Annotated in this window: 22 protein-coding genes; 14 read left to right on the top strand and 8 right to left on the bottom strand. The window is 62.5% G+C overall.

Annotation, left to right across the window (positions count from 1 at the left end; genetic code table 11):
* Nucleotides 1-79 precede the first annotated feature (79 nt).
* On the bottom strand, nt 80-1,525 hold the full coding sequence (locus tag ABJ196_RS02970) for a GH32 C-terminal domain-containing protein (protein ID WP_347305156.1): 1,446 nt from the start codon (nt 1,523-1,525) through the stop codon (nt 80-82).
* Entirely contained in the window at nt 1,526-2,680 is a 1,155-nt protein-coding gene (gene glgA / locus ABJ196_RS02965) for a glycogen synthase (protein WP_347305155.1), read from the bottom strand.
* 134 nt (nt 2,681-2,814) lie between these two features.
* Between glgA and glgC the strand changes: the two genes are divergently transcribed.
* Both glgC and ABJ196_RS02955 read left to right on the top strand, forming a co-directional pair.
* Complete coding sequence (gene glgC, locus ABJ196_RS02960) at nt 2,815-4,032, top strand: glucose-1-phosphate adenylyltransferase (RefSeq protein WP_347305177.1); 1,218 nt, start codon at nt 2,815-2,817, stop codon at nt 4,030-4,032.
* Between the two features lie 205 nt (nt 4,033-4,237).
* Nucleotides 4,238-4,411, top strand: coding sequence for a hypothetical protein (locus ABJ196_RS02955; RefSeq protein WP_347305154.1), 174 nt, complete (start codon nt 4,238-4,240; stop codon nt 4,409-4,411).
* A 525-nt stretch (nt 4,412-4,936) separates the two neighbouring features.
* On the opposite strand, the gene ABJ196_RS02950 is transcribed toward ABJ196_RS02955, so the two are convergent.
* Nucleotides 4,937-5,581, bottom strand: a complete 645-nt coding sequence (locus tag ABJ196_RS02950; RefSeq protein WP_347305153.1) for an O-methyltransferase — start codon at nt 5,579-5,581, stop codon at nt 4,937-4,939.
* A 122-nt stretch (nt 5,582-5,703) separates the two neighbouring features.
* Here ABJ196_RS02950 and sigE point away from each other — a divergent pair, with 122 nt between their 5' ends.
* The 3 genes from sigE to tatB all read left to right on the top strand — a co-directional run bounded on the left by sigE (nt 5,704) and on the right by tatB (nt 7,357).
* On the top strand, nt 5,704-6,312 hold the full coding sequence (sigE, locus tag ABJ196_RS02945; RefSeq protein WP_347305152.1) for an RNA polymerase sigma factor SigE: 609 nt from the start codon (nt 5,704-5,706) through the stop codon (nt 6,310-6,312).
* A 93-nt stretch (nt 6,313-6,405) separates the two neighbouring features.
* Entirely contained in the window at nt 6,406-6,819 is a 414-nt protein-coding gene (locus tag ABJ196_RS02940; RefSeq protein ID WP_347305151.1) for an anti-sigma factor, read from the top strand.
* A gap of 7 nt (nt 6,820-6,826) precedes the next feature.
* Complete coding sequence (tatB, locus tag ABJ196_RS02935) at nt 6,827-7,357, top strand: Sec-independent protein translocase protein TatB (protein WP_347305150.1); 531 nt, start codon at nt 6,827-6,829, stop codon at nt 7,355-7,357.
* Nucleotides 7,358-7,492: 135 nt separating this feature from the next.
* On the opposite strand, the gene ABJ196_RS02930 is transcribed toward tatB, so the two are convergent.
* Entirely contained in the window at nt 7,493-8,623 is a 1,131-nt protein-coding gene (locus tag ABJ196_RS02930) for an Mrp/NBP35 family ATP-binding protein (protein ID WP_347305149.1), read from the bottom strand.
* A gap of 229 nt (nt 8,624-8,852) precedes the next feature.
* Between ABJ196_RS02930 and ABJ196_RS02925 the strand changes: the two genes are divergently transcribed.
* Nucleotides 8,853-9,518 (top strand): hypothetical protein, encoded by a 666-nt coding sequence (locus ABJ196_RS02925; RefSeq protein WP_347305148.1) that lies wholly within the window; start codon nt 8,853-8,855, stop codon nt 9,516-9,518.
* A 182-nt stretch (nt 9,519-9,700) separates the two neighbouring features.
* Here ABJ196_RS02925 and ABJ196_RS02920 read toward each other — a convergent pair whose 3' ends face one another.
* On the bottom strand, nt 9,701-13,426 hold the full coding sequence (locus ABJ196_RS02920; protein ID WP_347305147.1) for a multifunctional oxoglutarate decarboxylase/oxoglutarate dehydrogenase thiamine pyrophosphate-binding subunit/dihydrolipoyllysine-residue succinyltransferase subunit: 3,726 nt from the start codon (nt 13,424-13,426) through the stop codon (nt 9,701-9,703).
* Between the two features lie 365 nt (nt 13,427-13,791).
* Entirely contained in the window at nt 13,792-14,610 is an 819-nt protein-coding gene (locus ABJ196_RS02915) for a hypothetical protein (RefSeq protein WP_347305146.1), read from the bottom strand.
* 178 nt (nt 14,611-14,788) lie between these two features.
* Here ABJ196_RS02915 and ABJ196_RS02910 point away from each other — a divergent pair, with 178 nt between their 5' ends.
* The 4 genes from ABJ196_RS02910 (at nt 14,789) to ABJ196_RS02895 (ending at nt 18,491) form a co-directional block, all read left to right on the top strand.
* Nucleotides 14,789-16,483 (top strand): carboxylesterase/lipase family protein, encoded by a 1,695-nt coding sequence (locus tag ABJ196_RS02910; protein WP_347305176.1) that lies wholly within the window; start codon nt 14,789-14,791, stop codon nt 16,481-16,483.
* 67 nt (nt 16,484-16,550) lie between these two features.
* A complete protein-coding gene (locus tag ABJ196_RS02905) occupies nt 16,551-17,402 on the top strand; it encodes a DNA primase (protein ID WP_257070686.1) in 852 nt (283 codons plus the stop codon).
* Between the two features lie 165 nt (nt 17,403-17,567).
* Nucleotides 17,568-18,281, top strand: a complete 714-nt coding sequence (locus ABJ196_RS02900) for a hypothetical protein (protein WP_347305145.1) — start codon at nt 17,568-17,570, stop codon at nt 18,279-18,281.
* Nucleotides 18,282-18,296: 15 nt separating this feature from the next.
* On the top strand, nt 18,297-18,491 hold the full coding sequence (locus tag ABJ196_RS02895; RefSeq protein ID WP_347305144.1) for a hypothetical protein: 195 nt from the start codon (nt 18,297-18,299) through the stop codon (nt 18,489-18,491).
* A gap of 54 nt (nt 18,492-18,545) precedes the next feature.
* Here the strand turns inward: ABJ196_RS02895 and ABJ196_RS02890 are convergent, their stop codons facing one another.
* The gene (locus ABJ196_RS02890) at nt 18,546-19,088 is read right to left on the bottom strand and encodes a hypothetical protein (RefSeq protein WP_347305143.1); all 543 of its coding nucleotides are present in this window, start codon (nt 19,086-19,088) and stop codon (nt 18,546-18,548) included.
* A 198-nt stretch (nt 19,089-19,286) separates the two neighbouring features.
* On the opposite strand from ABJ196_RS02890, the gene ABJ196_RS02885 reads away from it, so the two are divergent.
* Together ABJ196_RS02885 and ABJ196_RS02880 are read left to right on the top strand one after the other, a co-directional pair.
* On the top strand, nt 19,287-20,534 hold the full coding sequence (locus ABJ196_RS02885; RefSeq protein WP_347305142.1) for an MFS transporter: 1,248 nt from the start codon (nt 19,287-19,289) through the stop codon (nt 20,532-20,534).
* 44 nt (nt 20,535-20,578) lie between these two features.
* Entirely contained in the window at nt 20,579-21,418 is an 840-nt protein-coding gene (locus ABJ196_RS02880) for a MurR/RpiR family transcriptional regulator (protein ID WP_347305141.1), read from the top strand.
* Between the two features lie 99 nt (nt 21,419-21,517).
* Here ABJ196_RS02880 and ABJ196_RS02875 read toward each other — a convergent pair whose 3' ends face one another.
* The gene (locus tag ABJ196_RS02875) at nt 21,518-22,615 is read right to left on the bottom strand and encodes an alkene reductase (RefSeq protein WP_257068511.1); all 1,098 of its coding nucleotides are present in this window, start codon (nt 22,613-22,615) and stop codon (nt 21,518-21,520) included.
* A 174-nt stretch (nt 22,616-22,789) separates the two neighbouring features.
* Between ABJ196_RS02875 and ABJ196_RS02870 the strand changes: the two genes are divergently transcribed.
* Both ABJ196_RS02870 and ABJ196_RS02865 read left to right on the top strand, forming a co-directional pair.
* Nucleotides 22,790-23,095, top strand: coding sequence for a tryptophan-rich sensory protein (locus ABJ196_RS02870; RefSeq protein WP_347305140.1), 306 nt, complete (start codon nt 22,790-22,792; stop codon nt 23,093-23,095).
* A gap of 133 nt (nt 23,096-23,228) precedes the next feature.
* Complete coding sequence (locus ABJ196_RS02865; RefSeq protein ID WP_347305139.1) at nt 23,229-24,638, top strand: NAD-dependent succinate-semialdehyde dehydrogenase; 1,410 nt, start codon at nt 23,229-23,231, stop codon at nt 24,636-24,638.
* The last annotated feature ends 173 nt before the right edge of the window (nt 24,639-24,811 follow it).

Genomic DNA, 24,811 nt, shown 5'->3' with positions numbered 1-24,811 from the left:
AGACAAACGGCCCCGCAGCATCACGAACTGTGAAGCTGCGGGGCCGTTTCCGTACCGTGGCGGGCGCCAGACCGCGCGATTAGGAGCCGGCGCGCTCGAAGCTGCGCACGACCTCAGCGTCGCCCGTCGTCTCAACGCGGAAGCCGCTGCAGCCGCCATCGAAGTACATGCGCGAGGCCATGGTCACCAAGCCCGAGTCCGCGAAAATCTCCACGGTCGTGCCGTCGACGACGATGGTGAGCGAGTCGTCGACGTTGTCTGGATCCTCGGTGAGCGGAGCCACCGCAGGGATGTCCGTCTTATACGTTTCGTCGAAGGCACGCGACATGGAGCGGTCGACGCGCAGCTCCGTGCCCGCGTGGGTGACCGTCGTCGCTGGCTTGCCGTGGCCGTCGAGGAGCGTGACGGTGACGGCGCTGCCAGCCGGAACCTCGAGCAGGCCCGTCCACATGCGGGCGCGCTTCGAATGCGAGACAGCGTCCGGCAATCCGCGCGGGGGAGTCTGGTACAACACGCCGCCCTGTAGCGTCACGAGGCGCGGCAGCGTGAGCGCGTTGGCCCAACCTTCCTCGGTCCACGAGTGATGAACAGCGGGGTTATCGCTGCGACCGCGACCATTGAGCAAACCGAACAGGCAGGCTTCCCGGTAATTGAAGTCCTCCGAGAACGTGCCCGGTGTGGAATTCGTATTGCGCGGGCGGGTGAAATCGTGGCCGTAGTCGAGACGACGGAAGCCGGAAACAACCTCAAACTCGGTGCCCTGCAGACGGCCCACGAGGTAGCCAGCCACCTCGCCGGATTCCTCGCCCACAGCCTCGACAGTAAAGAACAGAACGTCATAGACGTTGCCGTCGATTTCATCGCGTAGGCGGATGATGCGAGGGGAGACGATCGCGGCCGGGAGATCGTCCTTGGTGCCGGGGAAGGCGGTAGCGTCCTTGAACGTCAGCGGACCTTCGAAGTGCCACGTGTCGCCATCGGCGCTGCGCAGCACGACCGGCGTTGGTGTCTCCGTGGAACCGGACAGCGCCAGCATGAGCCAGCCCTCGTGGCCGTCCTCCCGCTTGTCGTTGGTAGCCCAGTCGGGGACAACGCACGGCGAACGAAAGCGCGAGAATCCATCGGCACTGGTGATGACCTCGCCATGGCGAGCCACGTTGGGGTCGAGCGCCTGAGGATCGTCGGAGACCTCACACGTTTCGTCATAGCCCGTGTACTTAGCGAGGCGAATGGACGAGGCGCCAGCGGTCAACGAGGTGAAATACAGGTTGATATCAGGGCCGACCGCCGCCACGGATCCGGCACGCAGGCCAAACTCGCCGCCTACGGGCGCGAGAGCGTCATCGCACTCGAGCCACTCGAAGGGCGCTTCCTCCGCAAAGACGTGGCCCCATCGGGAAGGCTCGCCAGGAGCCGGACGATATTGGTAGAAGAGGTGCCACGTCGTGCCGTCGAGTAAGGCTCCTGCGGGTGCTTCGAGCACCCCAGACTCCAAAGCGACGTGCAGCTCAGGGCGGTAGGTCATCTAAATCAGGCTCCGGTAAATATCGACTGTTTGGGCGGCGATGGTCGCCCAGCTAAATTTCTCTTCCGCACGCTTGCGGCCGGCCGCACCCCACGCACGCAGCGTGTCGGCGTCGCCCACCAGGCGGTTGACGGCGGCAGCAATGCCCGCCTCGAATTCCGCGGGCACCTGCTCATCGTAGTGGACCAGGGTACCCGTTTCGCCGTCCACGACAACTTCCGGAATTCCGCCCACGTCAGAGGCCACGACGGCAGTTCCGCACGCCATGGCTTCAAGGTTGACAATGCCCAGCGGCTCGTAGATGGAGGGGCACACAAAGATATCAGCGCCCGAGTAAATCTGCTGAATGTCGGTGCGGGAGAGCATCTCGCGGACCCAGTAGACGCCATCGCGCTGAGCCTGGAGGCCCTCCACGAGCGACTTGGTTTCTGCCTCGATCTCTGGAGTGTCCGGAGCGCCGGCACACAGCACGAGCTGCACGTCGGGGTCGAAGTCGGCGGCTGCCTTGAGCAGGTGAGCCACGCCCTTCTGCCGGGTGATACGGCCAACGAAGGCAACGATGGGGCGGTTACGGTCGACCCCCAACTTATCGAGGAATTCGGCCTCGCGCGGCTGCCACAGCTGCGTATCGATGCCATTGAGGACGACATGGACCTTGTCCGGGTCGACATTGGGGTAGACGTCGAGGATGGAGGACTTCATGCCTGCGGACACAGCAATGACGGCGTCCGCATTCTCAATGGCGTTGCGCTCCGACCACGATGAGACGTCGAAACCGCCGCCGAGCTGCTCGCGCTTCCACGGGCGGTGGGGTTCGAGCGAGTGTGCGGTGACCACGTGTGGAATGCCGTAGAGCTTCCCTGCAAGGTGGCCAGCAAGGCCGGTGTACCAGGTGTGTGAGTGGGCGACATCGGCTGCCGATGCCCCGTTGGCCATACGCAGGCCCGTGCTCAGCGTTTTGAGTGCGCCGTTGGCATTAGCTAAGTCCGGATCAACACCGTATGTGTAGACATTGGCTTCGTCACGCGGGGCGCCCATGCAGTGGACGTCAACATCGATAATGTCGCGCATGAAACGAGTCAACTCGGCGACGTGAACGCCAGCACCGCCGTAAATCTCGGGCGGGTATTCCTTGGTAAAAATTCCGGCTCTCATACTCGACCAGAGTAACCACAAAACCGCACCCTCGCCGGGGATTCTTGTGGCCCCGGGGGTGCCTGTGTAAACATCACATGAATTTGCGCATATTTTCAATGACAAAAAGGCTAAGCATGGATAAGTTGGAAGATGTGAAATCCCAGCCTAATGTTCTAGCCATTGTTCTGGCCGGTGGCGAAGGAAAACGCCTCTTCCCCCTCACCGAGGATCGCGCCAAGCCCGCTGTTCCCTTTGGCGGTGCCTACCGTCTTATCGACTTCGTTCTGTCCAACTTGGTCAACGCCGGTTACCTCAAAATTGCCGTGCTGACGCAGTACAAGTCTCACTCGCTCGACCGCCACATCTCCCAGGCGTGGAGCCTGTCAGGTCCTACCCCGCAGTACATCGCTTCGGTCCCGGCGCAGCAGCGTCGCGGTAAGCGCTGGTACAACGGCTCGGCAGACGCCATCGTGCAGTCGCTCAACCTCATTAACGATGAGAAGCCGGATTACGTCATCGTCTTCGGTGCAGACCACGTCTACCGCATGGATCCGTCCCAGATGGTCGAGGAACACATCGCGACCGGTCTGGATTGCTCCGTGGCAGGTATTCGCGTTCCGCGCTCGGAAGCGACGGCCTTTGGCTGCATCGAGGCGGACGGCATGGGAACTATCACGGAATTCGTGGAGAAGCCGGACAACCCGCCGTCCACGCCGGATGATCCGAATATGACTTACGCCTCGATGGGCAACTACGTCTTTACTGCCTCTGCGCTCAAGCAGGCACTTCTGGATGACGAGAAGAACGAGAACTCGGCGCACGACATGGGCGGCGACATCATTCCGTACTTCGTCGAGCGCGGCCAGGCCCACGTTTACGACTTCATGTCGAACGAGGTTCCGGGTGCAACCGAACGCGACCACGGTTACTGGCGAGACGTCGGTACCATCGACTCTTTCTACGAGGCACATATGGATCTCATCTCTGTGCTGCCCATCTTCAACTTGTACAACTCACAGTGGCCCATCCTCTCGACGGATGCGACGAACCTGCCGCCGGCGAAGTTTGTGCAGAACGGTATCGCGCAGGCCTCCATGGTTGCCGCGGGCTGCATCATCTCGGGTGGTACGGTGCGCAACTCGGTGCTCGCGTCCGACGTTCACGTGGCAGACGGCGCGACTGTCGAGGGGTCGGTTCTCATGCCAGGCGTGCGCGTGGGCAAGGGTGCTGTCGTGCGCCACGCCATTATTGACAAGAACGTCGTTATTTCCGATGGCGCCATTATTGGCGTTGACCGTGAGCGTGACGAGAAGAAATACACCGTATCTGCCGGCGGCGTGGTGGTCGTGGGCAAGAACGAGACGGTGTAAAACCGGTATGGAAATACGCCAGGTGATGCACGGGTAACGACCGTGTCACGGTAGTGCTTCAGCGACAAGGCCCGCCCTGTGCGGGCCTTGTTCGATCTCACAGCGATTACGTAACAAAAAGGTTGCTTTCTTATAACACTCTCAGTTACTCTGACTGTAGTTTGCGTATAAAACGCGCACAGAGCAGTCAGCATAGTGGGGAATTATGAAATCCATGCAGTTTGATATCGTCTTCAAATCAGTCGTCGCCTTTGGGACGGCCTTGACCATCGTGGTCGGCGGTTCGGCGGCGGTTCCCCAGGCCTTTGACAAGGGCGCTGTCCATGACACCGCCGCTGCCGCGTCCGCTCCCGGCAGCATGGACCGTACAGCGCGGTAAGCACACAATCGGGTGTAGAGCGTTTCAGTGCCATGTTGCGTGAGCGGTCTTGAGCGCAGGCATAAGCGGCGGAGATAGAAGACAGTCCGGTGCAAACGAGGGGTCGGGGTTGGCTAGGAGGAGAAGGGCCGCGGCATGGATCGTGCGGCTGATGGATCCGGCTTGAGCGAAGTGGAGCGCGCTGCGGAGAAAGCTCGCGCAGAAGCGGCAGTGCGAGCTTGACAATAAGCGGCCGGCAACTCGGCAGTGGTTGAACAGCAAGTGCGGATCTTGACTCTGATAAGTCCTCGGAAGATAACAAGACGCTGATGCTCGCCGGATTCGGTATTCTGGCCTTCGCAGCGCTGGTGCCTACTTTCCTTATTGGCACCGTTTCGGCGTGAGTGGTGAAGCGCCCGCGTGGCTGCTCAACGCTGTGCGCCTCTAGCGTAGGTATGCAAAGACCTCACGGTTCCTTACCGGAATAGTGAGGTCTTTGTGCATTGTGCCGACGGTGACGGCGGGGCGCTTACCGCGACCTGGCTCTTAACGCTTGGTAATCAGAGTGATACCGGATTCGAGCGGCAGACGCGTAATGACAGCGCCCTCCAGTGACCGTGCGAACTCATCGGCTTCGCGCGCAGCAGTCGTGGTGCGATCCGTCCGTGACGTATCGGCCAGTGTTCCGTCGAGCAATGCGCCAGCAAGGACGAGCGTGCCGCCGTGTGTGAGCAGCGGCCACGCGGCCTTCGTTAGAGCCTGCAGGTCCATGGTGGGAACATCAGCGTAAATGACGTGGTAGGACTCGTTGGCAAGACGACCGATGACATCGAGGGGACGCGACGGGAGGAAGCGCACGCGCGAGGTAGGGTGGCCTGCCGTGCGGAACAATTGCTTGGCGTTGGCTTGGTGTTCAGCCTCTGGGTCGATGCACGAAAGGATGCCGCCTTCAGGCAGACCCTCGAGTAGATAGAGACCTGCTACGGAAACCGCCGGAGTGATGGCAATCGCCTGCGGCTTCTCCGCGTGCACGCCACCAGAAGTAAGAGTGGCGAGGAGCTGACCTACAGCAATACCTGGGGCGGGAAGCGAGAATTCCTCCGCATGCGCGTAGGCGGCACGCAGCGCCTCCGAGCGCTCAGTGGTCGTGTCGATGTAGTCGAGCAGGGCATTATATGCAGTAGAAGTCACAGTGCTTATCCTAGCGGCCCAAGCCGGTGCGCGGGGCTGACAGGTCGTGCACAGGAACATTCACAGTGGATTAGCAGCTCGATATCTGGCTTTTGGAGCACAGATATAGCACAATGAAATGCATGAAACGCGCAATGGCAGACCATTATTCGGACCAGCTTCACGGGACCGCTGCCTTTGACGCGGGCGAGGCCAGCATGCCCACGTGGGGGGAACTCGTCGCAGAGCACGCGGATAGCGTGTACCGATTGGCGTACCGCCTTTCCGGTAATCAGCATGATGCGGAAGATCTCACCCAGGAAACGTTTATGCGCGTCTTCCGCTCCTTGGATAAGTACAAGGCCGGAACCTTTGAGGGCTGGTTACACCGCATCACCACCAACCTCTTCCTTGACATGGTGCGTCATCGCAGCAAGATCCGCATGGAGGCGCTGCCGGAGGACTATGACCGCGTCCCGGGCGAAGATATGACCCCGGAGCAGGCTTACACCGTGGCAAACCTCGACCCTGCGCTGCAACGTGCGCTCGATGAGCTGAGTCCGGACTTTCGCGTCGCCGTCGTTCTGTGTGACGTCGTAGGAATGAGCTACGACGAAATCGCAGAAACGCTGGGCGTCAAGATGGGTACGGTTCGTTCACGTATCCACCGCGGGCGCTCGCAGCTGCGCGCCTCACTCGAGGCCGCGGCCGTCAACGATTCTGACGCACGAATTTTGCTCCGTACGCGGTAGCATTCAGCGCGCTAGGCTGGAGACGTACACACGCCCGCCAGCACGAGCGCGGCGGACCCGATTCATTCACCCGATTGGATAAAGGAGGTGGCCATGAAGAACCACGCCGCACCCGTGTCGCTCGGCGGCGCACGCGCAGCGCGCCAGCGCACGGTAGACAAGCTGAAAGCAAAAGCGCGCCGTTACGATTCCATTGGTCACCTCGGTCCAGAAGCCGTCGTTGCATTTGTCGATGGTGAGATGGGCCCGAAGTCGCAACATCGTGTTCGGGTGCACCTCGTGCACTGCCCGGAATGCCGTGGCGAGATTGAGCGCCAACGTGGCGCAGCCGAGTGGGTCCGCCAACGCAGCGAGGATGTGCATATCCCGCAAAGCCTCGTCGCACGGCTCACGAATATTGCGTCATCACCCCAGTGCGCCGGGCCCAATGGGGAAGAGCTCGCGTGTACTCCTAAACAAGACTTTTTGGATAAGCTCGACACGCTGCGTCGCGCAATAAGAAGGTAAAGAACGCGTGTTTTCCAATATCGGGTGGGGCGAAATTTTCGTCATCGCCATTATTGCTGTTTTGGTCATTGGCCCCGAGCGCCTGCCTGGTGTGATTCAGGACGTGCGCGCTGCTATCTATGCTGCGCGCAAGGCTATCAATAGTGCCAAGGCGGAACTCAATGGCGAGATGAGCAGCTTGGGCCAAGAGTTTGACGCTCTGCGTGGTCCCATCAATACAGCTGCGGAGTGGGGCCGCATGGGGCCGCGCGCGGCGATTACTAAGGCACTCTTTGATGGCGATGATTCCGCCTGGGATGACTTCGATCCGCGCAAGCCTGCGCGACACCAGGAGCCCGGACAGCCTGCTGCAGGCACCCAACCGAATCAGGGCGGCGCTCAGGGATACCAGGGACCGGGCGCGGCTCCGGCGCCTCAAAATCCCGCTCAGAATTCGGCCCAGAATCCTGCGCAGTCACCGCAGAACCCGCAGCAGCGTGGCGAGAATGGCGGCGACTACAGCAGCGGTGGTGGCTTCTCTTGGGCGGATATCACCTAGCCGCAGGCGCAGAGAACAACCGCAGGGAACAACCGCAGGGAACAACCACAGGGAACAGCCGCAAAGCACAAGCCCACAGAAGAAAAGGCCCCGCGAACTCGGTACAGTGTTCGCGAGGCCTTATCTCGTGCGCGTCTACTTCACGCCGAGGCTCAAAGACTTGCCAGCGAGCGAGTCCTTGCGGACGACGAGCTTCGAGGCGACATCGGCAAGCGCAGCTCCGGCGGGGGACTCAGGCGCCGCAACGACTACGGGGGTGCCTTCATCGCCATTGGTGCGCAGGGCCGGATCCAGCGGGATCTGACCGAGCAGCGGAACGTCGGTGCCAAGGAGCGTGCTCAGGCGATTGGCGACAGTATGGCCGCCGCCTGCGCCGAAGATCTCCATCGTGGAGCCATCCGGCATGACCATGGCAGACATGTTCTCCACGACTCCGGCGACACGCTGGCCGGTTTGCTGCGCCATCGAGCCGGCACGCTCAGCGACCTCAGCGGCGGCTGCCTGCGGCGTAGTGACGACGAGGAGCTCCGCGTTGGGGATGAGCTGTGCGACCGAAAGCGCGACATCGCCGGTACCCGGCGGCAAGTCGAGGAGAAGAACGTCAAGATCGCCCCAGAAGACATCGCCCAGGAACTGCTGAAGCGCGCGGTGGAGCATAGGGCCGCGCCACACGATGGGGGCATTGCCCTCGATGAACTGGCCGATGGAGATGAACTTAAGGCCGTGCGCGATGGGCGGCAGCAGCATTTCCTCATCGATGACCGTGGGCGGTTCCATATTGCCCAGGAGACCGGGGATGGAGTGGCCGTAAATATCGGCATCGACGATGCCAACCTTGAGGCCGCGGGCGGCGAGTGCGGCGCCCAGATTGGCCGTCATGGACGACTTGCCCACGCCGCCCTTGCCGGAGGCCACGGCGAAGACGCGCGTGGTGGAATTCGGCTTGGCGAAGGGGATTTCAGGCTCGGCCTGGCCGCCGCGCAGCTTTTGCTTGAGGGCACGACGTTGGTCGTCATTCATCGCGTCCATGGTCACGGTCACGGTGCCCACGCCCTCGAGGTCTTCGAGCACCGCGCGGGTGTTCTGTTCGATGGTGTTTTTCATGGGGCAGCCAGCGATGGTGAGGTAGACCTCGACCGCGACATCGTTGCCGTCAATGGCGATGGATTTCACCATGTCCAGCTCGGTAATCGGGCGACCGATTTCGGGGTCCTCGACGCGGGACAGTGCCTCGCGTACGTGGGATTCTTCAATTGCGTTAGTCATATTAGCTACCTATCTTAGTCCCGGATCTTCCCGTGTAAACTAGTCACCCGTACCATCTGGATTCGAGCTGATCTCGCGACAAGGAGCCCCGTTCATGCACACACGTTTTGCCCGCCGACTTGTGGCTCTCACAACGGTGGCAGTGAGTACGGCAGGGGTGAGTGCGTGCGGGAGCCAGGAGCCGTTGCCTGCGGCATCTGCCCTGTCTCAGGCACAAGTGCGCATCGCGGTGGACCCTGATTCCCCCCAGGAGCTCGTACTCGGAGAAATCTATATCCAGACCCTCGGGGAGGAGGGGCGCTCTGCCAGCCTCGTGCATGAACAGACGCCGGATAGCGGCTCCGGCGTGGATGTATTGGAAGAGGGAACGTCGAATTTCCTCGTGGCATGTACCGGCAACGCGCTCGCGGGCTTCGATATGCCCACGGCCAAGCGCCTAGAGAAGGAACGGGAGGAGGCCGGTGACGCGAAGGACCGGGACTTTCTTGCAGAGACGCACATTGCGATGATGAATGCTTTGCCCACAGTGCTGACAACCGTGGATCCTTCGTCCGCACCGGGCTGCAAAGATCATGAAAAGGTAGATCTGCCCCAGAACTTTGTACCCATCTACGCCAAAGACCTGCTTGATCGAGACGAGCGTTTTGCGATTGCCTCGGTGACGAAGTACCTCACCACCGAGGACCTCGACGACCTAGTGGAGGAGGCTGACCGCACAGGCAGCGTGAGCCAGACGGTGGCGCACTGGATTAACACCTCCACGTCGAACCCAGAAGACACAAGCGGTAGTTCGGAGGGTAGCGGCATGAGCGATGGCGGCGCGGGCGGGGATGCCGGCGCCAACGCCGGCGCCGGGTCGGGGTCTGGGGATACCGGCGGCTCGACGCTGAAGTAGCGTGGCGGCTTAGTCGCTGAGACCTGCGGCGCGGCTATGCGCGGGCTCGATGCCGCTAGAGATATCCCGCTCGTCCATGGCGTGGGCGAGCGGATTTGTGCGTCGCGGGGACGTGAAAACACCGACGCCCCGGCGACAGCGGAGGAGCTGTCACCGGGGCGTTGTGCTAGGAGGGAAGAACCTTACTTCGCGAAGGCTTCCTCAAGCAGCTGGTCATGCTCAACGGCGTGGACCTTGGCGTTACCGGTTGCAGTCGAGGACTGAGCGCGGCGGGACACGCGTACCATCTCCGGCATATCCGGGATGAGGCGACGCAGGTGCTCGTTGTAGAACGGCCACGGACCCTGGTTGGCCGGCTCAGCTTGGACGAAGCGAATCTGCTCCGCGTTCGGGTATACAGCGAAGGCCTCGCGCAGACGGTTGAACGGGATCGGGTGGAGCATTTCCACACGCACGAGAGCAACGTCCTCGCGGCCATCCTTGTCGCGCTTCTTAGCAAGGTCGTAGTAGAGCTTACCGGAAACGAGCATGATGGTCTTGACCTTGGAGGTATCCGCAATCTTCTCACCCTGCAGGTCGAAGTACTTCGGGTCGTTGATGACCGAGCGGAACTTCTTGACCTCGGTGAACTCCTCGACGGAGGAAGCCGCCTCCTTGAGACGCAGCATGGCCTTCGGGGAGAAGACAACGAGGGGGCGCTTCATGTCACCGAGCGCCTGGCGGCGCAGGAGATGGAAGTGGTTAGCCGGGGTAGACGGCTGAGCCACGGTCATGGAACCCTCAGCACACAGCTGCAGGTAGCGCTCGATACGGGCGGAGGAGTGGTCCGGGCCCTGGCCCTCGTAGCCGTGCGGCAGGAGGAGGATGAGCGAGCTGAGCAGACCCCACTTGGCCTCGCCGGAGGAGACGTACTCGTCGATGATGGTCTGTGCGCCGTTGGCGAAGTCACCGAACTGTGCCTCCCATGCGACGACGGCGTCGGGGTTGCCCAGGCCGTAGCCGTACTCGAAGCCCATGCCGGCGTATTCGGTCAGCGCGGAGTTGAAGACCTGGAAGGAGCCGCCGTTGCCGCGCTCGTCAGCGAGAGCGTCAAGCGGGTTGAACTCGTCACCAGAGGTCGGGTCGAAGACGACCGCGTGGCGCTGGGTGAAGGTACCGCGGCGGGAATCCTCACCAGCGAGGCGGATGGTCTTACCGGCGTTAGCGAGGGAGCCGAAGGCGATGAGCTCGCCGAAGCCCCAGTCGATGCCGCCTTCGATGGCGGCCTTCGCACGCTGCTCGGCTACCTTGGCCACGCGCTTGTGGTACTGGAAGCCCTCCGGGGTATCGAGGAAGGCCTGGCCCAGTGCCGCGAGCTCGTCGCGGGTGATGGACGTGTCGAGACCGCGGGTGAGCTCCTGGGAGCCGGTGATGCCGGTCTGCTGCTTCGGCTGCGCCTTCTCTGCGGCCTTGACCTCGGTGAAGACGGACTCCATCTGGTCGTGGAAGTCGCGTGCTGCTGCCTCTGCCTCTTCGTCGGAGAGGTCGCCGCGGCCAATGAGCTCCTGGGTGTAGCGCTCACGCACGGAGGTGTGGTCGTCGATGATGTCGTAGAGCATCGGCTGCGTCATGGACGGATCGTCCGCCTCATTGTGGCCGCGCAGGCGGTAGCAGATGAGGTCGATAAAGACGTCCTTGCCCCATACGTGGCGGTACTCAGCGGCCAGCTGGCCCACCCAGTAGACAGCCTCCGGGTCGTCGCCGTTGACGTGGAAGACCGGGCAGTCGAAGCCCTTGGCGAGGTCGGTGGAGTAGTGGGTGGAACGCGCCAGGTCCGGGGTGGTGGTGAAGCCCACCTGGTTGTTGACGACGATGTGGACGGTGCCGCCCACGGTGTAGGGCTGCAGGCGGGAGAGGTTGATGGTCTCCTGGACAATGCCCAGACCGTTGAAGGAGGAATCGCCGTGGAGCATGATCGGCACGACGGGGTGCTCGCCCGGCTTGCCCAGAAGATCTTCCTTCGCGCGGGCCATGCCTTCCATGACGGGGTCGACGGCCTCGAGGTGGGACGGGTTGGCAGCAAGGGTGATCTTGATGTCGCCGTCGCCGAACATTTGGTAGTGCTCGCCCTCGGCGCCGAGGTGGTACTTGACGTCGCCGGAGCCGCCGAGCTGGCCTTCCTTGTACTTGCCGTCGAACTCACCGAAGATGTCGGCCAGCGGCTTGCCCACGATGTTGAACAGGACGTTGAGGCGACCACGGTGCGGCATGCCGATGACAACCTCGTCGAGGTCCTGGCCTGCGGCGGTGTCGATGATGGAGTCCATGAGCGGGATGAGCGACTCGGCGCCCTCCAGCGAGAAGCGCTTCTGGCCCACGTACTTGGTCTGCAGGAAGTTCTCGAAGGCTTCTGCCGCGTTGACCTTCTGCAGGATGTACTTCTGCTCAGCGTTGGTGGGCTTCGGGACGCCAGCCTCGAGGCGGTCGCGCAGCCACTCGCGCTCGTCGCGGTCCATGATGTGGGCGTACTCGGAGCCAACCTTGAGGGTGTAGGCAGCGCGCAGGCGGGAGAGCACCTCGCGCAGCGTCATCTGCTCCTTGCCGCCGAAGCCGCCGACGTTGAAGGTGCGGTCCAAATCCCAGATGCTCAGGCCATGGGTGCGCATGTCCAGGTCGCGGTGATCCGGCCAAGGCAGGCCCGGCTGGCGCCAATTCAGTGGGTTGACGTCTGCGATGAGGTGACCGCGGGAGCGGTAGGCCTCGATGAGCTGCATGACGCGGGTGTTCTTGTCCACGCCGGTGTTCGGCACGTCCTGTGCCCAGCGGAACGGAGCGTAGGGCACGCCCATGGACTTGAAGATTTCATCCCAGAAGGCGTCATCATTGATGAGCTGGCCGATGGTGCGCAGGAACTCGCCGGACTCCGCACCCTGGATGACACGGTGGTCGTAGGTGGAGGTCAGGGTGACGAGGCGGCCTACGCCCAGTTCAGCGAGGCGGTCTGCAGAGGCACCTGCGAACTCGGCCGGGTAATCCATAGAACCGACACCGATAATCGCGCCAGAACCCTTGGTGAGGCGGGCGATGGAGTGGCGGGTACCAATGCCGCCCGGGTTGGTGAGGTTGATGGTCACGCCCGAGAAGTCATCCATGGTCAGCTTGTTCTTGCGGGAACGCGCGACGATGTCCTCGTAGGCGTCGAGGAACTCGGCGAAGGACTTGTGCTCGCAGTCCTTGATGGCCGCAACGACGAGGGCGCGGGATCCGTCCTTCTGCGGAAGGTCGATGGCTAGACCCAAGTTGACGTGCTCGGGCTGAACAACGAAAGGCTTGCCGTCCTTGTTTTCGTAACGCACGTTCATGGCCGGGTGGATCTGTACGGCCTTGACCATGGCGTAGCCGAGGATATGGGTAAAGGAGATCTTGCCGCCGCGGGTACGCTTGAGGTGATCGTTGATGAGCGCGCGGTTTTCCCACATGAGCTTGACCGGCATATCACGCACGGTGGTGGCCGTGGGGATGGTCAGAGACTCATCCATGTTCTTGGCGATGGCCTTGAACATGCCCTTGAGCTGGGTCTCGCCCGGCTCCGGTGCCTCGCCAATGCGCTCGAGCGGGGACTGCGGCTTCTTCGCAGCAGACTTCTCGGGAGCCGGCTTTTCCGGTGCCGGTGCAGCCTTCTTCGTGGAAGCCTGAGCGTCGGCAGCGGCGGCAGACGTGCTGGTCTCGCGCGCGGACTGCTTGACTTCGATGGAAGAACCCTCGGACTGCTTCACGGCAGCCGGAGACTGCGTTACGCTTTGCGGGGTGCCGTTGGCCTTGAAGTACTCGCGCCACTCCTTGTCGACGGAGTTCGGGTCCTTGGAATACTGCTGGAACTGTTCGTCAATCAGCCATGCGTTGGGGCCGAAGATGCTCGAGTTGCTCACGGCAGATGCTCGCCTCATTTCCTTGCTTACATGCTTATTTAAGTTGCGTTTATCGCGGTCGTTTATTCGACGCTGGGACCGACGGCCGGAATCTAGAAGGGCCTGCAGAAGGCCCACCGGTGCCGATAGTCTGCCCACCATGATAAACCCCACACTGTGAAACATTCACAGAGTGGGGGGTCGTTTGGTGACTTTTAGAGTGGGTGCATAATTTCCGCCCACTAACCTGCGCTTATTCGTTACGGTGTGGGGAACGCTCGCCCAAGCGGGGGTGCCGCGTCCACCACCCAGCGCAGGACGAAGTCGGAAAGTAGTACACAGGTCGTGCTCTGGGGCCACGGGGTGGACACGGAGGTGCAGGGTCCTTATAGAGCACGCAGCTGCGTGTGTACGTTGTCCATGACTCTGCGCGCTAGCTTGCGATTGGCGATGCCGCCAGCGACGGCGCCCAGGCCCAACGGCAGCAGCTTGGACAGCCATGCCCATTTGAAGCGGCCGACGACCTTGTTGGTGAATGTCTTGGCCAGGCGACCGGACAGGCCCTGCAGCGTCGGTGCGGAAAAGCGCGTGAGCGCGGCGGCCGAGGCAAGGGAACCGGGACGGGTGGCAGTGGCCGCACCGGGGGCATCGGCAGCCTCGGTGAAGAAGGTGTCAACGATGGCGGTGCCGCGGGAGCCGGAAAGCACCATGAGCACAAGTGCGCGGCGCAGCTCCTTGTCCTCAATGGCTATGCCGCGGAGCTTAGCCGAGGCCAGGATGTACCACGTGGCGGCCTCGAGGAAGACCACGGACTCCGCGGCAATCGCCGCAGTACCCGTCGCGAAACCGATACCCGGAATGGCCGCGGCTCCGCCGGCACCGGCGCCGGTGCCCGTGACAATCTTGAGGAAGTGGTCATCGATAACGCCCTGGCGGGTGTCCATGGAGGCGTTCGGGTTCTTCTCGATTATGCCGTCCACGTATTTCGAGATGGTGCTGGCCTGAATGCCGACCGCTCGGTCGAGCGTGCTCAAGATGATGGCGGAGAACTTGTCACCGTCAGAATTTTCCGTGGCCCATTGCGTGCGAAAGGAATCGTTGAGGGAACGCTCTTCCTCCGTGAGGACGGTGCCCTCGCCGTCGTCGCGCGGCTGCACCTCAGCCTTGTTCGAGGACTTCTTTCCAAAGAGCTTGTCTGAAATCATGGTCGCTTCCTTAAATCATGTTTGTCTTTGGTACGCAGGATCGAGTGTACGGAATTACGCTGGAGGCATGAGCTCGCTCAACCGTCCACCGCGCGCACACCGCCCGGAAAACACGCCCCCGCGGCCCCCTCGTGGCGCCGCGGGTCAGACGCGTGCGGACCATGGGTATGAGCCCACCGTGTCCGAGGCGCGGCGGGCCGCTCGGGAGGCTCATGCGCGCGCACGTCGTGCCCAGTTAAGGGCCGATAATGCGCTGGCGGATGCCTTGACGGTGCACACACAGCAGGGCTGGGTGCGCGGTCTGTATGAGGACGTTTCGGGAGAGACCGTGCGCTCCTGGCGCGGCATTCCGTTTGGCGCGGATACGAGTGGCCCGGGACGCTTTCAGCGATCACGCCCCGCACCGGGGTGGGAAGGCATACGTGACTGTCGCGAATTTGGTCCGGTCGCCCCACAGCCCACGTATTCGTGGACGGACAAGATTGTGGGCTCTGAGAACTGCCTCCATTTGGACGTCGTGCGCCCCGACACGGACGAGACCCTGCCCGTGGTCGTCTATCTCCACGGCGGTTCGTTTATCGTCGGTTCCTCCCATATGCTCATGCTGCGTGGCTTTCAGCTCGCGCAGACCATGAACGTCGTCTACGTCTCCGTGAACTTCCGGCTCGGTGCGTTGGGATACCTCGACATGCGCAGTCTCGGCGCAGCCGAGGGTGCGTGCGCCAACCCGGCCGTGAGCGACCAGCTCCTCGCGCTGAAGTGGGTGCGCGATAACATTGCGAGCTTCGGTGGCGACCCGGACTCCGTCACGCTCATGGGGGAGTCCGCCGGAGGTGCGGCCGTGCTTACGCTCATGGGCACCCCGGCTGCGCGCGGGCTATTTCACCGCGCCATTGCGCAATCGCCGCCCATTTCCATGATCCATTCGCGCACGCAGTCGACCCTGTGGGCCCGCGAGCTGGTAAACAAGCTGTCCCTGCCGCGCCTGGCCACGCTAGGGGACATCCAGAACCAGCACTTCGCGGACATCGTGCGCGCCGGGCAATCCATGATGTGGCGCGCCGGCGAACTTTTTCACCTCAACTCCTGCTACGCGCCCACCGTCGACGGGGATCTGGTGCCGCGGCACCCCATCGCTACGTTTGAGGCGGGCGAGCAAGCCCCCGTGCCTCTGCTCATCGGCACGAATTCGGATGAGGCGAGCTTTGGTAAGTTCCTCTTTCAGCGCGAATTTGCCCGCCAGCGCGCGGCGTTGCGCCTGCTCTCCAGCTTCGACGAGGAGGGCGCGCCTGCCGTCGTCGCCGCCTATAACGGCGCGTCCACGCGCGCGGACTTTGCGCATTTGCTTGCCGATGCCCTCTTTTGGGCGCCGTCCGTGCGTGTCGCCGAGGCACACAGCCTGGTCGCACCGACATGGATGTACCGTTTCGACTTTGCGCCGGTGGCGCTGCGTTGGCTAGGGCTTGGCGCCATGCATTCTCTTGAGCTCTCCAACGTCTTCGGCGACGCGCAGGCCTCGCGCATGTCGACGCTCACGCGTATCGGCTCGACAGAGAGCTTCGATGAACTCACGGTCCTCATGCAGCGCCAGTGGGCCGCCTTCATCCACGGCGGCGAACCGGGCCCGGAGTGGCCACCGTACCGAGTCGCGCACCCGGCCGATGCGGCCCATCGCCTAGTGCCCGCGGGCGAGGAGACACGCGCTCAGCCGGACTTGCGCGAGACTCTTGTCTTCGACGATGCGGTGCATGTCGAGGCGGATCCGTACTCGCAACGCCGCGTGGCCTGGGATAATTACAATATGTGCGAGTGGGGAGTCGGCCGCCCAGAGTTGGCGGCACAACTGGGATTCATCACGGACAGGCTGGAATAAAGGTAAGCTGTGGCGGTGGACGGAAGCCACCACCTCGTGCACGCCATCACGAATCGAAAGGGTCACCATGAGCTTCTTTGAAGATATTGCGACTGCACTGGACGCTGAGGGCATCGAGTCCCGCGTTCACGATGACATCATGTTCGTTCCTATCACCTCTGACCTGGAGATTCAGTTCCAGGAGATTGATCCGCTGCTGCCAGCGGCCAACGTGTACATCGCCGCCGCGGATGTCGACGAAGACGATGAGGAATTTGAAGCCGTCTTGGTCTCCGTCGCCTTCTCCGTAGACGACGCGCTCGACGCTGTGGCGCGCCACATCGCGACCGACCAGGTTGTCACGGTGCTGCGCGATCTGCTCGAGGGCACCGATGAGCGCATTGCGGAACTTGAATTCGCACAAGACGAGTTCAACCCGAATCTCGTTGTCGCCGAGGTCGCCAATGACTCGGAGCTGCGCGTGCTCGTTGAGTCCGTGGACAGCGAGCCCTGCGCCGTCGTGCGCTTCGTGGCTTTCGATTTTGATGAAGAAGAGTTTGAGGAGCTCGAAGACGAGTCCATTCACGAGCTGTGGGAGCTGGGCGACGACTTCGATGATGATCGCCTCGAGCTGCTGAGCAATGGCCTGGGAGAAGGCCCCGTCATTGAGATTCCCGCCGAGACCCTCGAGCTGGGCACGTACACCGACTTTGATCGTCTCTTCGACGTACTGGGACTCGTCTCTGAGCAGGCCCTCGATTGGGAAGCACAGCTCGTGTCCTTCGACGATGACGACTATGACGAGCCTGAGGTCTACGACATCTTCGGCGCCGATGATCTCGACGCGGACGAGCTGGACGGTGACGACGACTTCGACGAGGACGAGGACGATGTGGAGACTGACGACGACGCCGAGGGCACCGACATCACGCGCGACTAGTCTGCGGCGATGGGTTGGATAGCCACCGCTGAAGAAATGTGCCGATTGCCGCGTTAAAGTATCTGCCGTCGCGTTAAACTAATAGTCTGAATGTATGTGTCGCGCCGATTTCACTCGGCGCGGCGGCACGCCATGGCCTAGATGAGAGACGAGGACGACAGGACAGTGGAGTTCCAGACCCAAGCGCGGTGGCGCACCGTCCTCGCTGTTGTGGGCGTCGCGCTCCTAGCCAGCCAGTGGTTTGTCGCATTGTTTCAATGGCCAGGGGACATTCCGCTCCACCGCATCTATGACATTCCGGCAGGGGAGACGATGTATATCCTCGTCGCCATCGCGACCGTACTGTTTCTCATTGGTGGATACGGCAGCGTGCCCGACCGTGTGTTCATCATCGTGCCCATGAGCGTGTTCGCCAACATTGTGGTGGGCATGTCCGTCGATCGCCTGGGATTGCCTTTTTATGGCGACACGCTGGGCACCATCGGCGCAACTATCATCGGCGGACCGATCCTCGGGCTTGCGACCGCCGGGCTTACCGCCGTGCTCTGGGGATACTCGGCACCCATGATCATTCCGCACGTGGTCTCCGCAGCCTTCGTTGCCCTGGCCGTGAGCTATTGCGCGCGCGTCTCCGTGTTCTCCTCACTCGGCAACGTCATGGCACGCGGTGCGCTCATCGGTCTGATCAACGGCATGTTGTCGTCGCTCACCGTCCTCGTTGCGCTGCGCGGCGATTCGACGCCGAACGCGGAATCCTTCGCGAACTTCTTTGTGCTGCTGCGCATGGGTGAGGTGGAAGCCACTATCTTGCAGAACCTCATCTGCGACAGCATTGATAAAACGTTCTGCTTGCTCATCGTGCTCGTCCTGGTGCGTTAACTGCCGCCGCGCCCCATGGCTTTCTTTACCTTTATCGGCAACGAGCCGCGGCTGTCCCGCATTCTTCTCACTGAGAGCGAGCAAGAAGTCAAGGACGCCGGCCGTGCGTTGAATGAGCTCGCACGCGAAACTACCGGCACCGCAGGAATGCCTCACAACGAGGGCCTTCGCGCGCCAGGCGCAGACGAACAAGGCCGCCACAGGGCTTAAGCCGCAGCGCGGCAGCGGTCCCCGTAATGGTTCGCGACCATGGCCGGTGGCTGGCTAGGCCGCAGACGCAAAGCTTTCGAACATGGACAACGGCGACGGCACCGGACGGAAGTCACGGTCCACGAGCCAGACAAAGGTGGCGGCCGAGGACGTCGTGATCTCGTGTACCGCGTCTCCGCCGTAGCTGTCATGCGGCGTGTCGACCGCTGCGAGCGCCGGGCGTGACGCGTCTTCTTCGGCGGGTGCTGGCGCCGGGCTGACCGCAGCGTGCACCCATGCTTCGGCGGCGACGAGTGCGGCGTCGCTATGCAGCGGTCCAGCGGGATCGGTAATGCGCGCGCTGATGAGATACGCGGGCTCGCGGGTGGCGCCATAACCGCGGACGCGAGCCTTGGCCACCGGGCCCACGCGATAGCGCGTGAGCGCGATGGTGAGCGGTGGGGCAGCCCCCACGGCAGGCAGCGCCAGTGTGGGCGGACGCCAGCTGGCGACGGGCCGGGCAAGTGAGCGCGGGTGGCGCAGCACGGTGCGCAGCTTGGACACGGTCTCTGCGGCGGAGAGTTCGATGGCAAGGTGGGTATCAGCAACAGTGTTCATGCTTCGCAGAGTAGGGCTAGGCCCCAACACGCCGGGTCCGGACAGTGCAGAACATCGAAATTGTGTTCGAAACGTGGTGAGTATAGTGGCGCAGCCAAGAGCGATAGACTGAATAGCACGAAGAAAGGGGAAGAAAAAATTTCAGAACACGACAGGGATCTGTCTGCGTTACGCCAGTCCGCCGCGGAATCTTCTGGCATGCCGCACCCGGAGCCGCAGCAGTCGGCAGAGCCGCAGATTGAGGCGAAGATACCGCGTGAGATCTGGATTATGGTCGCTGCGGCGTTCATGATTGCGATCGGCTACGGGCTCATCGCACCCCTGCTGCCGCAGTTCGTGGTGAGCTTCGACGTGTCGATGGCGGCCGCGGGTTTTGTGGTCTCTGCATTCGCCGCGACGCGGCTGCTGTTTGCGCCTGCGTCCGGACGCCTCGTGGATATGCTGGGCTCGCGCCGGATTTACCTCGTGGGCCTTAGCACGGTGGGTGTTGCCACGGGCATGGTTGCTTTGTCGCAAAGCTATTGGCACATCCTCGCGTTGCGCGCCATCGCAGGCATTGGCTCGACGATGTTCACGGTGTCCGCCATGGGACTTATTGTGCGATTGTCGCCGCCCACGATTCGCGGCAAGTGTTCGGCGCTCTACGGCACGGCATTCCTCTTGGGTAACGTGGCCGGACCGCTGGTGGGTGCGTCCTTGTCGTTCCTCGGCTTCCGGTGGCCGTTCTTTATCTACGGCGTCGGCGTCGGCATTGCCGCGCTCATCGTGGCGGTGCTCATGCCTAAGGTTGACCCCCAGGAGGAGCGTGCCCACGAGGCGCCGCACATGACGCTGCGTGACGCATGGTCTGACACGGCGTTTCGCGCCGCGCTGACGTCGAACTTCGCGCACTCGTGGATCAACATGGGTGTGCGCGTCTCCGTGCTTCCGTTGTTTGCGGCGTCCGTCTTTCACAACGGCGCGGCGGCTTCTGGTTTCGCGCTGGCGGCGTTCGCAGCGGGTAATGCGACGGTTCTGCAATTCTCGGGCCGACTGGCAGACAAGTGGGGCCGCAAGCCCCTCATCATAAGTGGTCTGGTGGGCTCCGGGGTCTTCATGGGCACGCTGGGGTTCGCGGACCACGTGGTCTCGCTCATCGTATTCTCCGTGCTGGCTGGCGCGGCCTCGGGCCTTATTAATCCGGCGCAGCAGGCAGCACTCGCGGACGTTATTGGCAACGAGCGGTCTGGCGGCCAGGTGCTCTCCGTATTCCAGATGGCGGGCGACTTTGGTCAAATCTTAGGTCCCATCGTCATTGGCGCACTCGCGGACGAATGGGGATTTATGGCGGCCTTTGGTCTATGTGCGGTCATTGCCGTTGTGGGGCTGAGCGGTTGGTTCTTTGCTCGCGAACCGCTAGAAGGGGTTATCTCGCGCCGTGTGCGCGTGCGGAACGGAAAAAATTGACCAACGGTTGCTTGTGCAATAAAAATTTCCTTAGGCTAGCGCCCGTGAGTTTCAAAGAACGTGTCGACAGTCATCGTGCCGACCTGAATAAGTCGGACCTCGCGATCGTTGATGCGTTGCTGTCCAACCCAGCAGAGGCCGCCTTGTGGCGCGGCGAAGACGTGGCCGCACGTGCCCGCGTCCATCCCTCTGCCGTGACGCGTACCTCGAAGAAACTCGGCTACAAGGGTTTCCTTGAGCTGCGCGCGGATCTGCGCGACATGCACTCTGATTTCCTTGCTAGTAACTTGGAGACGCTCAAGCCGCGGGCAGCGACTATGCGCGATGGTTCCACGCTGGGCACCATGGTGCAGTCTGAGATTGATAACTTCACTCTCATCCCGAAGAACGTGAAGCAGCGTGATATCGACGCTGCCGCGGATTTCATCATGGAAGGCGAGCGCATTTATATCTATGGCCGCAGCGACTCCGCGCTGTTGTCTGAGATGTACTATCGCCGTCTCGGCCGCTTTGGCCTTGCGGTACATGACCTCACCGACCTGACGGCGCATGAGAATGCGGAGGCTGTGCTCACCATGATGGGTAAGGACGTCCTCATCGTCTTCGAGTTCCGCAAAGCTTCCAAGCAGCTGCGCCACCTCCTTGCGCACGCGGAGAAGGTTGGCGCACGCGTCCTGCTCGTGACGGATAATCTGCAGATTCTCTCGCCCATCCCGGATATCGTGCTGGCGTCCCCGCGTGGCGCCCGCGATGGCTGGCTGTCCATGTCCGTGCCGCTCATGATTGCCAACTCGGTCATCGTGACGATTGGTGAGCGCTACGCGGAGCGCGTCAAGGAATATCAGGACCGGCTCGATCGACTCAAGCGCGTCTTCGAGGCCTAAGCGCAGCACGCACCATGCGCGCACACTATAAAAGCAACGCCGCCGCAGTCCCCAGACGGGGAGTGCGGCGGCGTTGTTGAGTGGTGAACGAGAGCGTGACTAACTAGCGAACGGGTAGTCCGTGTAACCGTGTGCGCCACCCACGTAGAAGGTGGTGGGGTCCGGCTCGTTGAGCTCAAGGCCCTCCTCCCAGCGGCGGGAGAGATCCGGGTTAGCCAGAATCATGCGGCCGACGACGACGGCGTCGACGTAGGGGCGCTCGATGAGCGCGGCGGCATCGGAAAGCTGCGTGACGGTGGGGAAGCCCGTGTTGAACAGGACGCGGGTTGTGCCGTTGGCACGGGCTTTCTCCGCCAGGTTCTGGATAAGCTCGTTTTCCTCAAATCCCCAGAGCAAGGACACGTAGGCGATGTTCAGATCCTTGATGCCGTCGAGGTACGCACCGTAGGTGGCGGCGACCTCTGCGTCGTTGTCCTCGGGATCGATGGGACCCTGGGCATTCATCTTGGGGGACAGGCGGATGGCGACGCGGTCGGCGCCGATTTCCTCGACGAGGGCCTGGGTGAGCTCGATGAGCAGGCGGGCGCGGTTCTCCGGAGAACCGCCGTACTCGTCCGTGCGCTGGTTGGAGACGGCGCCCATGAATTCATGGAGCAGGTATCCGTTGGCGCCGTGGATTTCGACGCCATCAATGCCGGCGTCCACCGCGCGGCGGGCGGCGGCACGGAACTGTTCGATGACGCGCGGGATCTCTGAGGTCTCCAAGGCGCGGGGCACCGGGCAATCTTTGCGGGCCTCGAAGTCGCGTACGGCAGTACCGGACGCGATGGCGGATGGCGCCTCCGGCTGTGCGCCCTCGGCGAGCGTCGTGTGGGACAAGCGGCCGGCATGCATCATCTGCATGAAGATTGTGCCGCCCTTGGCGTGGACGGCGTCCGCAACCTTGGCCCAACCGGCCTGCTGCTCCGCGGTCTCGATACCGGCCTGGCCGGGAAAGGCGCGGGTGGACACCGCGGGGAAGGTGCCCTCGGTGACGACGAGTCCGTTGCTGGCACGCTGCGAGTAATACTCCGCGTGGAGCTCGGTAGGAATGCCGGACTCGCCGGCGCGCGAGCGGGTGAGTGCCGCCATGGTGACGCGGTTGGCCAGCTCGTAGCGGCCGAGGGACAGGGGCTTAAACAGATCGCTAGTGGTCATGGTGGCTACAACGGCGCGCATCTATGCTCTATTCCGAGTGTGTTGGTTACGGTTGAATTGGCTACCGCCCGGCGGGCCGCGACGTACGCTCGAAAACATGGAAATGACAAAGAAAGCCATCGTCGTCGCTGTCGCCACGCATACCTCTGTGCTTGCCACCGCCTCGGCGTGGTCATGAGCCGCACCCTCACCGAAGAACTCAAGGATGAGTCGGAGCTGGGGCAGCGCCAAGCGCTTGCCGATGCCGCCGCGCTCGCCGTCACTCTCGGCCTTAATGCTGGCTGGTCCGCGGCCTTCTTCCGCGCGAAGAACCGTCCGCTGGCTACGGGCGTCGCGGCGGCCCTCGCTCTGAGCAGTGCTGACCTCCTGCGTCGTGTGGCCGGACAGAGTACCCCGCGTGCCGTCGCCTTGTCTGCGTATCCCGCGTGGTGCGGTTTCGCGACTGCATTGTCGGGTGCGATCACGCGCCTCAACAAGTAGGCGACTGCCAGCCGCCACGCCTAAGCCTGAACAGACCTTTATATGCAAAGGTATGACATGTCATTGGCGTGGTCAGCCGCAGGGGTGAACGCTCGCCGTTGAAGTCTGCCAGGCGCGCGGGTACACAGGGGCCATGGCTGATTTCGCATTAAACAACCCGAACACAGGTAAGCAAGAAGAGACTTTTCAGCGCATCGCTGATTCTGATCGCGATGGCATCTTAGACCGCTCCACGGCGGCCTTTAAGGAGTGGAGCGCGACGAGCATCGATGAGCGCGCCGCCGTGCTGGCGCGCACCGCCGACCTCTACGAGGAGCGCGCAGACGAGCTTGCCGAGCACATCGGACGTGAGATGGGCAAGCTCACGCGCTGGGGTAAGGCAGAGATTTCTATCGTTGCCGATATTTACCGCTGGTATGCCGAGCATGCCCACGAGCTGCTCGCGGACGAGGAACTCCCGGCCCAGGGTGCCATCCACAGCTACGTACGCAAGGACCCGCTGGGCCCGCTGCTGGGAATCATGCCGTGGAATTTCCCGTACTACCAGGTCGCGCGCTTCGCAGCCCCGAACCTGCTGCTGGGCAACACCATCGTGCTGAAGCACGCCTCGATTTGCCCGCTGTCCTCCCAGGATTGCGAGGATCTGCTCGTCGAGGCGGGCTTGCCCAAGGACGCGTATATCAATATCTACGCCTCGGGCTCCCAGATGGATGACTTCGTGGCGGATAAGCGCATCAAGGGTGTCTCCCTCACCGGCTCCGAGGGCGCTGGCGCTGCCGTGGCAAAGACTGCGGGCGAGAACTACAAGAAGTCCGTGCTCGAGCTGGGCGGCAACGACCCGTTCATCGTCCTCGACGATGCGAAGCTCGAGTGGGTCCTGGACCAGTACTTGCCCATCCGCATGTACAACACCGGCCAGGCGTGCAACGCGCCCAAGCGCCTCATCGTCATGGAAGACTTCTACGACCGCACCGTCGAGTACCTCGAGAAGAAGATCGGTGCGATGAAGGTCGGCTCTTTCGACGACGAGAACGCGGACATCGGACCGCTGTCTTCCATCGACGCGCGCGACGAGATTGTTGAGCGACTCGAGAAGGCTGCGCACAACGGTGACGCCACCATTCGCGTGGGCGGCAAGGCCCTCGGTCGCGACGGTGCCTACATGGAACCGACGCTGCTCACTGACGTCGACCCGAAGGCAGACGTGGGCTGCAACGAGATCTTCGGTCCCGTCGCAATTGTCTACAAGGTCAAGGACGCGGACGAGGCCGTGAAGGTCGCCAACGAGGCCTCCGAGTACGGCCTGTCTGGCTCCGTGTGGGGCGCGGATCTGGAGGCTGCCGCGAAGGTCGCCTCCCAGCTCAAGGATGGCATGACATTCGTCAACGAGGCCTCCGTGACAGCCGCTGGCCTGCCCTTCGGTGGTGTGGGCCGTTCCGGCTACGGCCGAGAGCTCGCACGCTGGGGCGTGGGCGAGTTCGTCAATGAGCACCTGTTCCGCGTCTCCGGACAGGACGACGCTGGACTGTCGCCCGCCCTCTAATCTGGCGCAGCTTTCGTTAGCGTGAACATGGGCTAACACCCCGTATACAAACGGCGTCCACGATGGAATCGTGGGCGCCGTTTCGCGTTGCGGGCGTACGGCGGGAAGGGGAGAGACGCGACCGGAACTAACAACCGGGACGAGCCATTGTGACTCTTCGGGTCGGGAGCGCA

This window comes from Corynebacterium sp. SA-MJD20WY100, assembly GCF_039822565.1.
GTDB classification, from domain to species: Bacteria; Actinomycetota; Actinomycetes; order Mycobacteriales; family Mycobacteriaceae; genus Corynebacterium; species Corynebacterium phoceense_A.
This window is presented reverse-complemented; position numbering and strand designations above follow the sequence as displayed.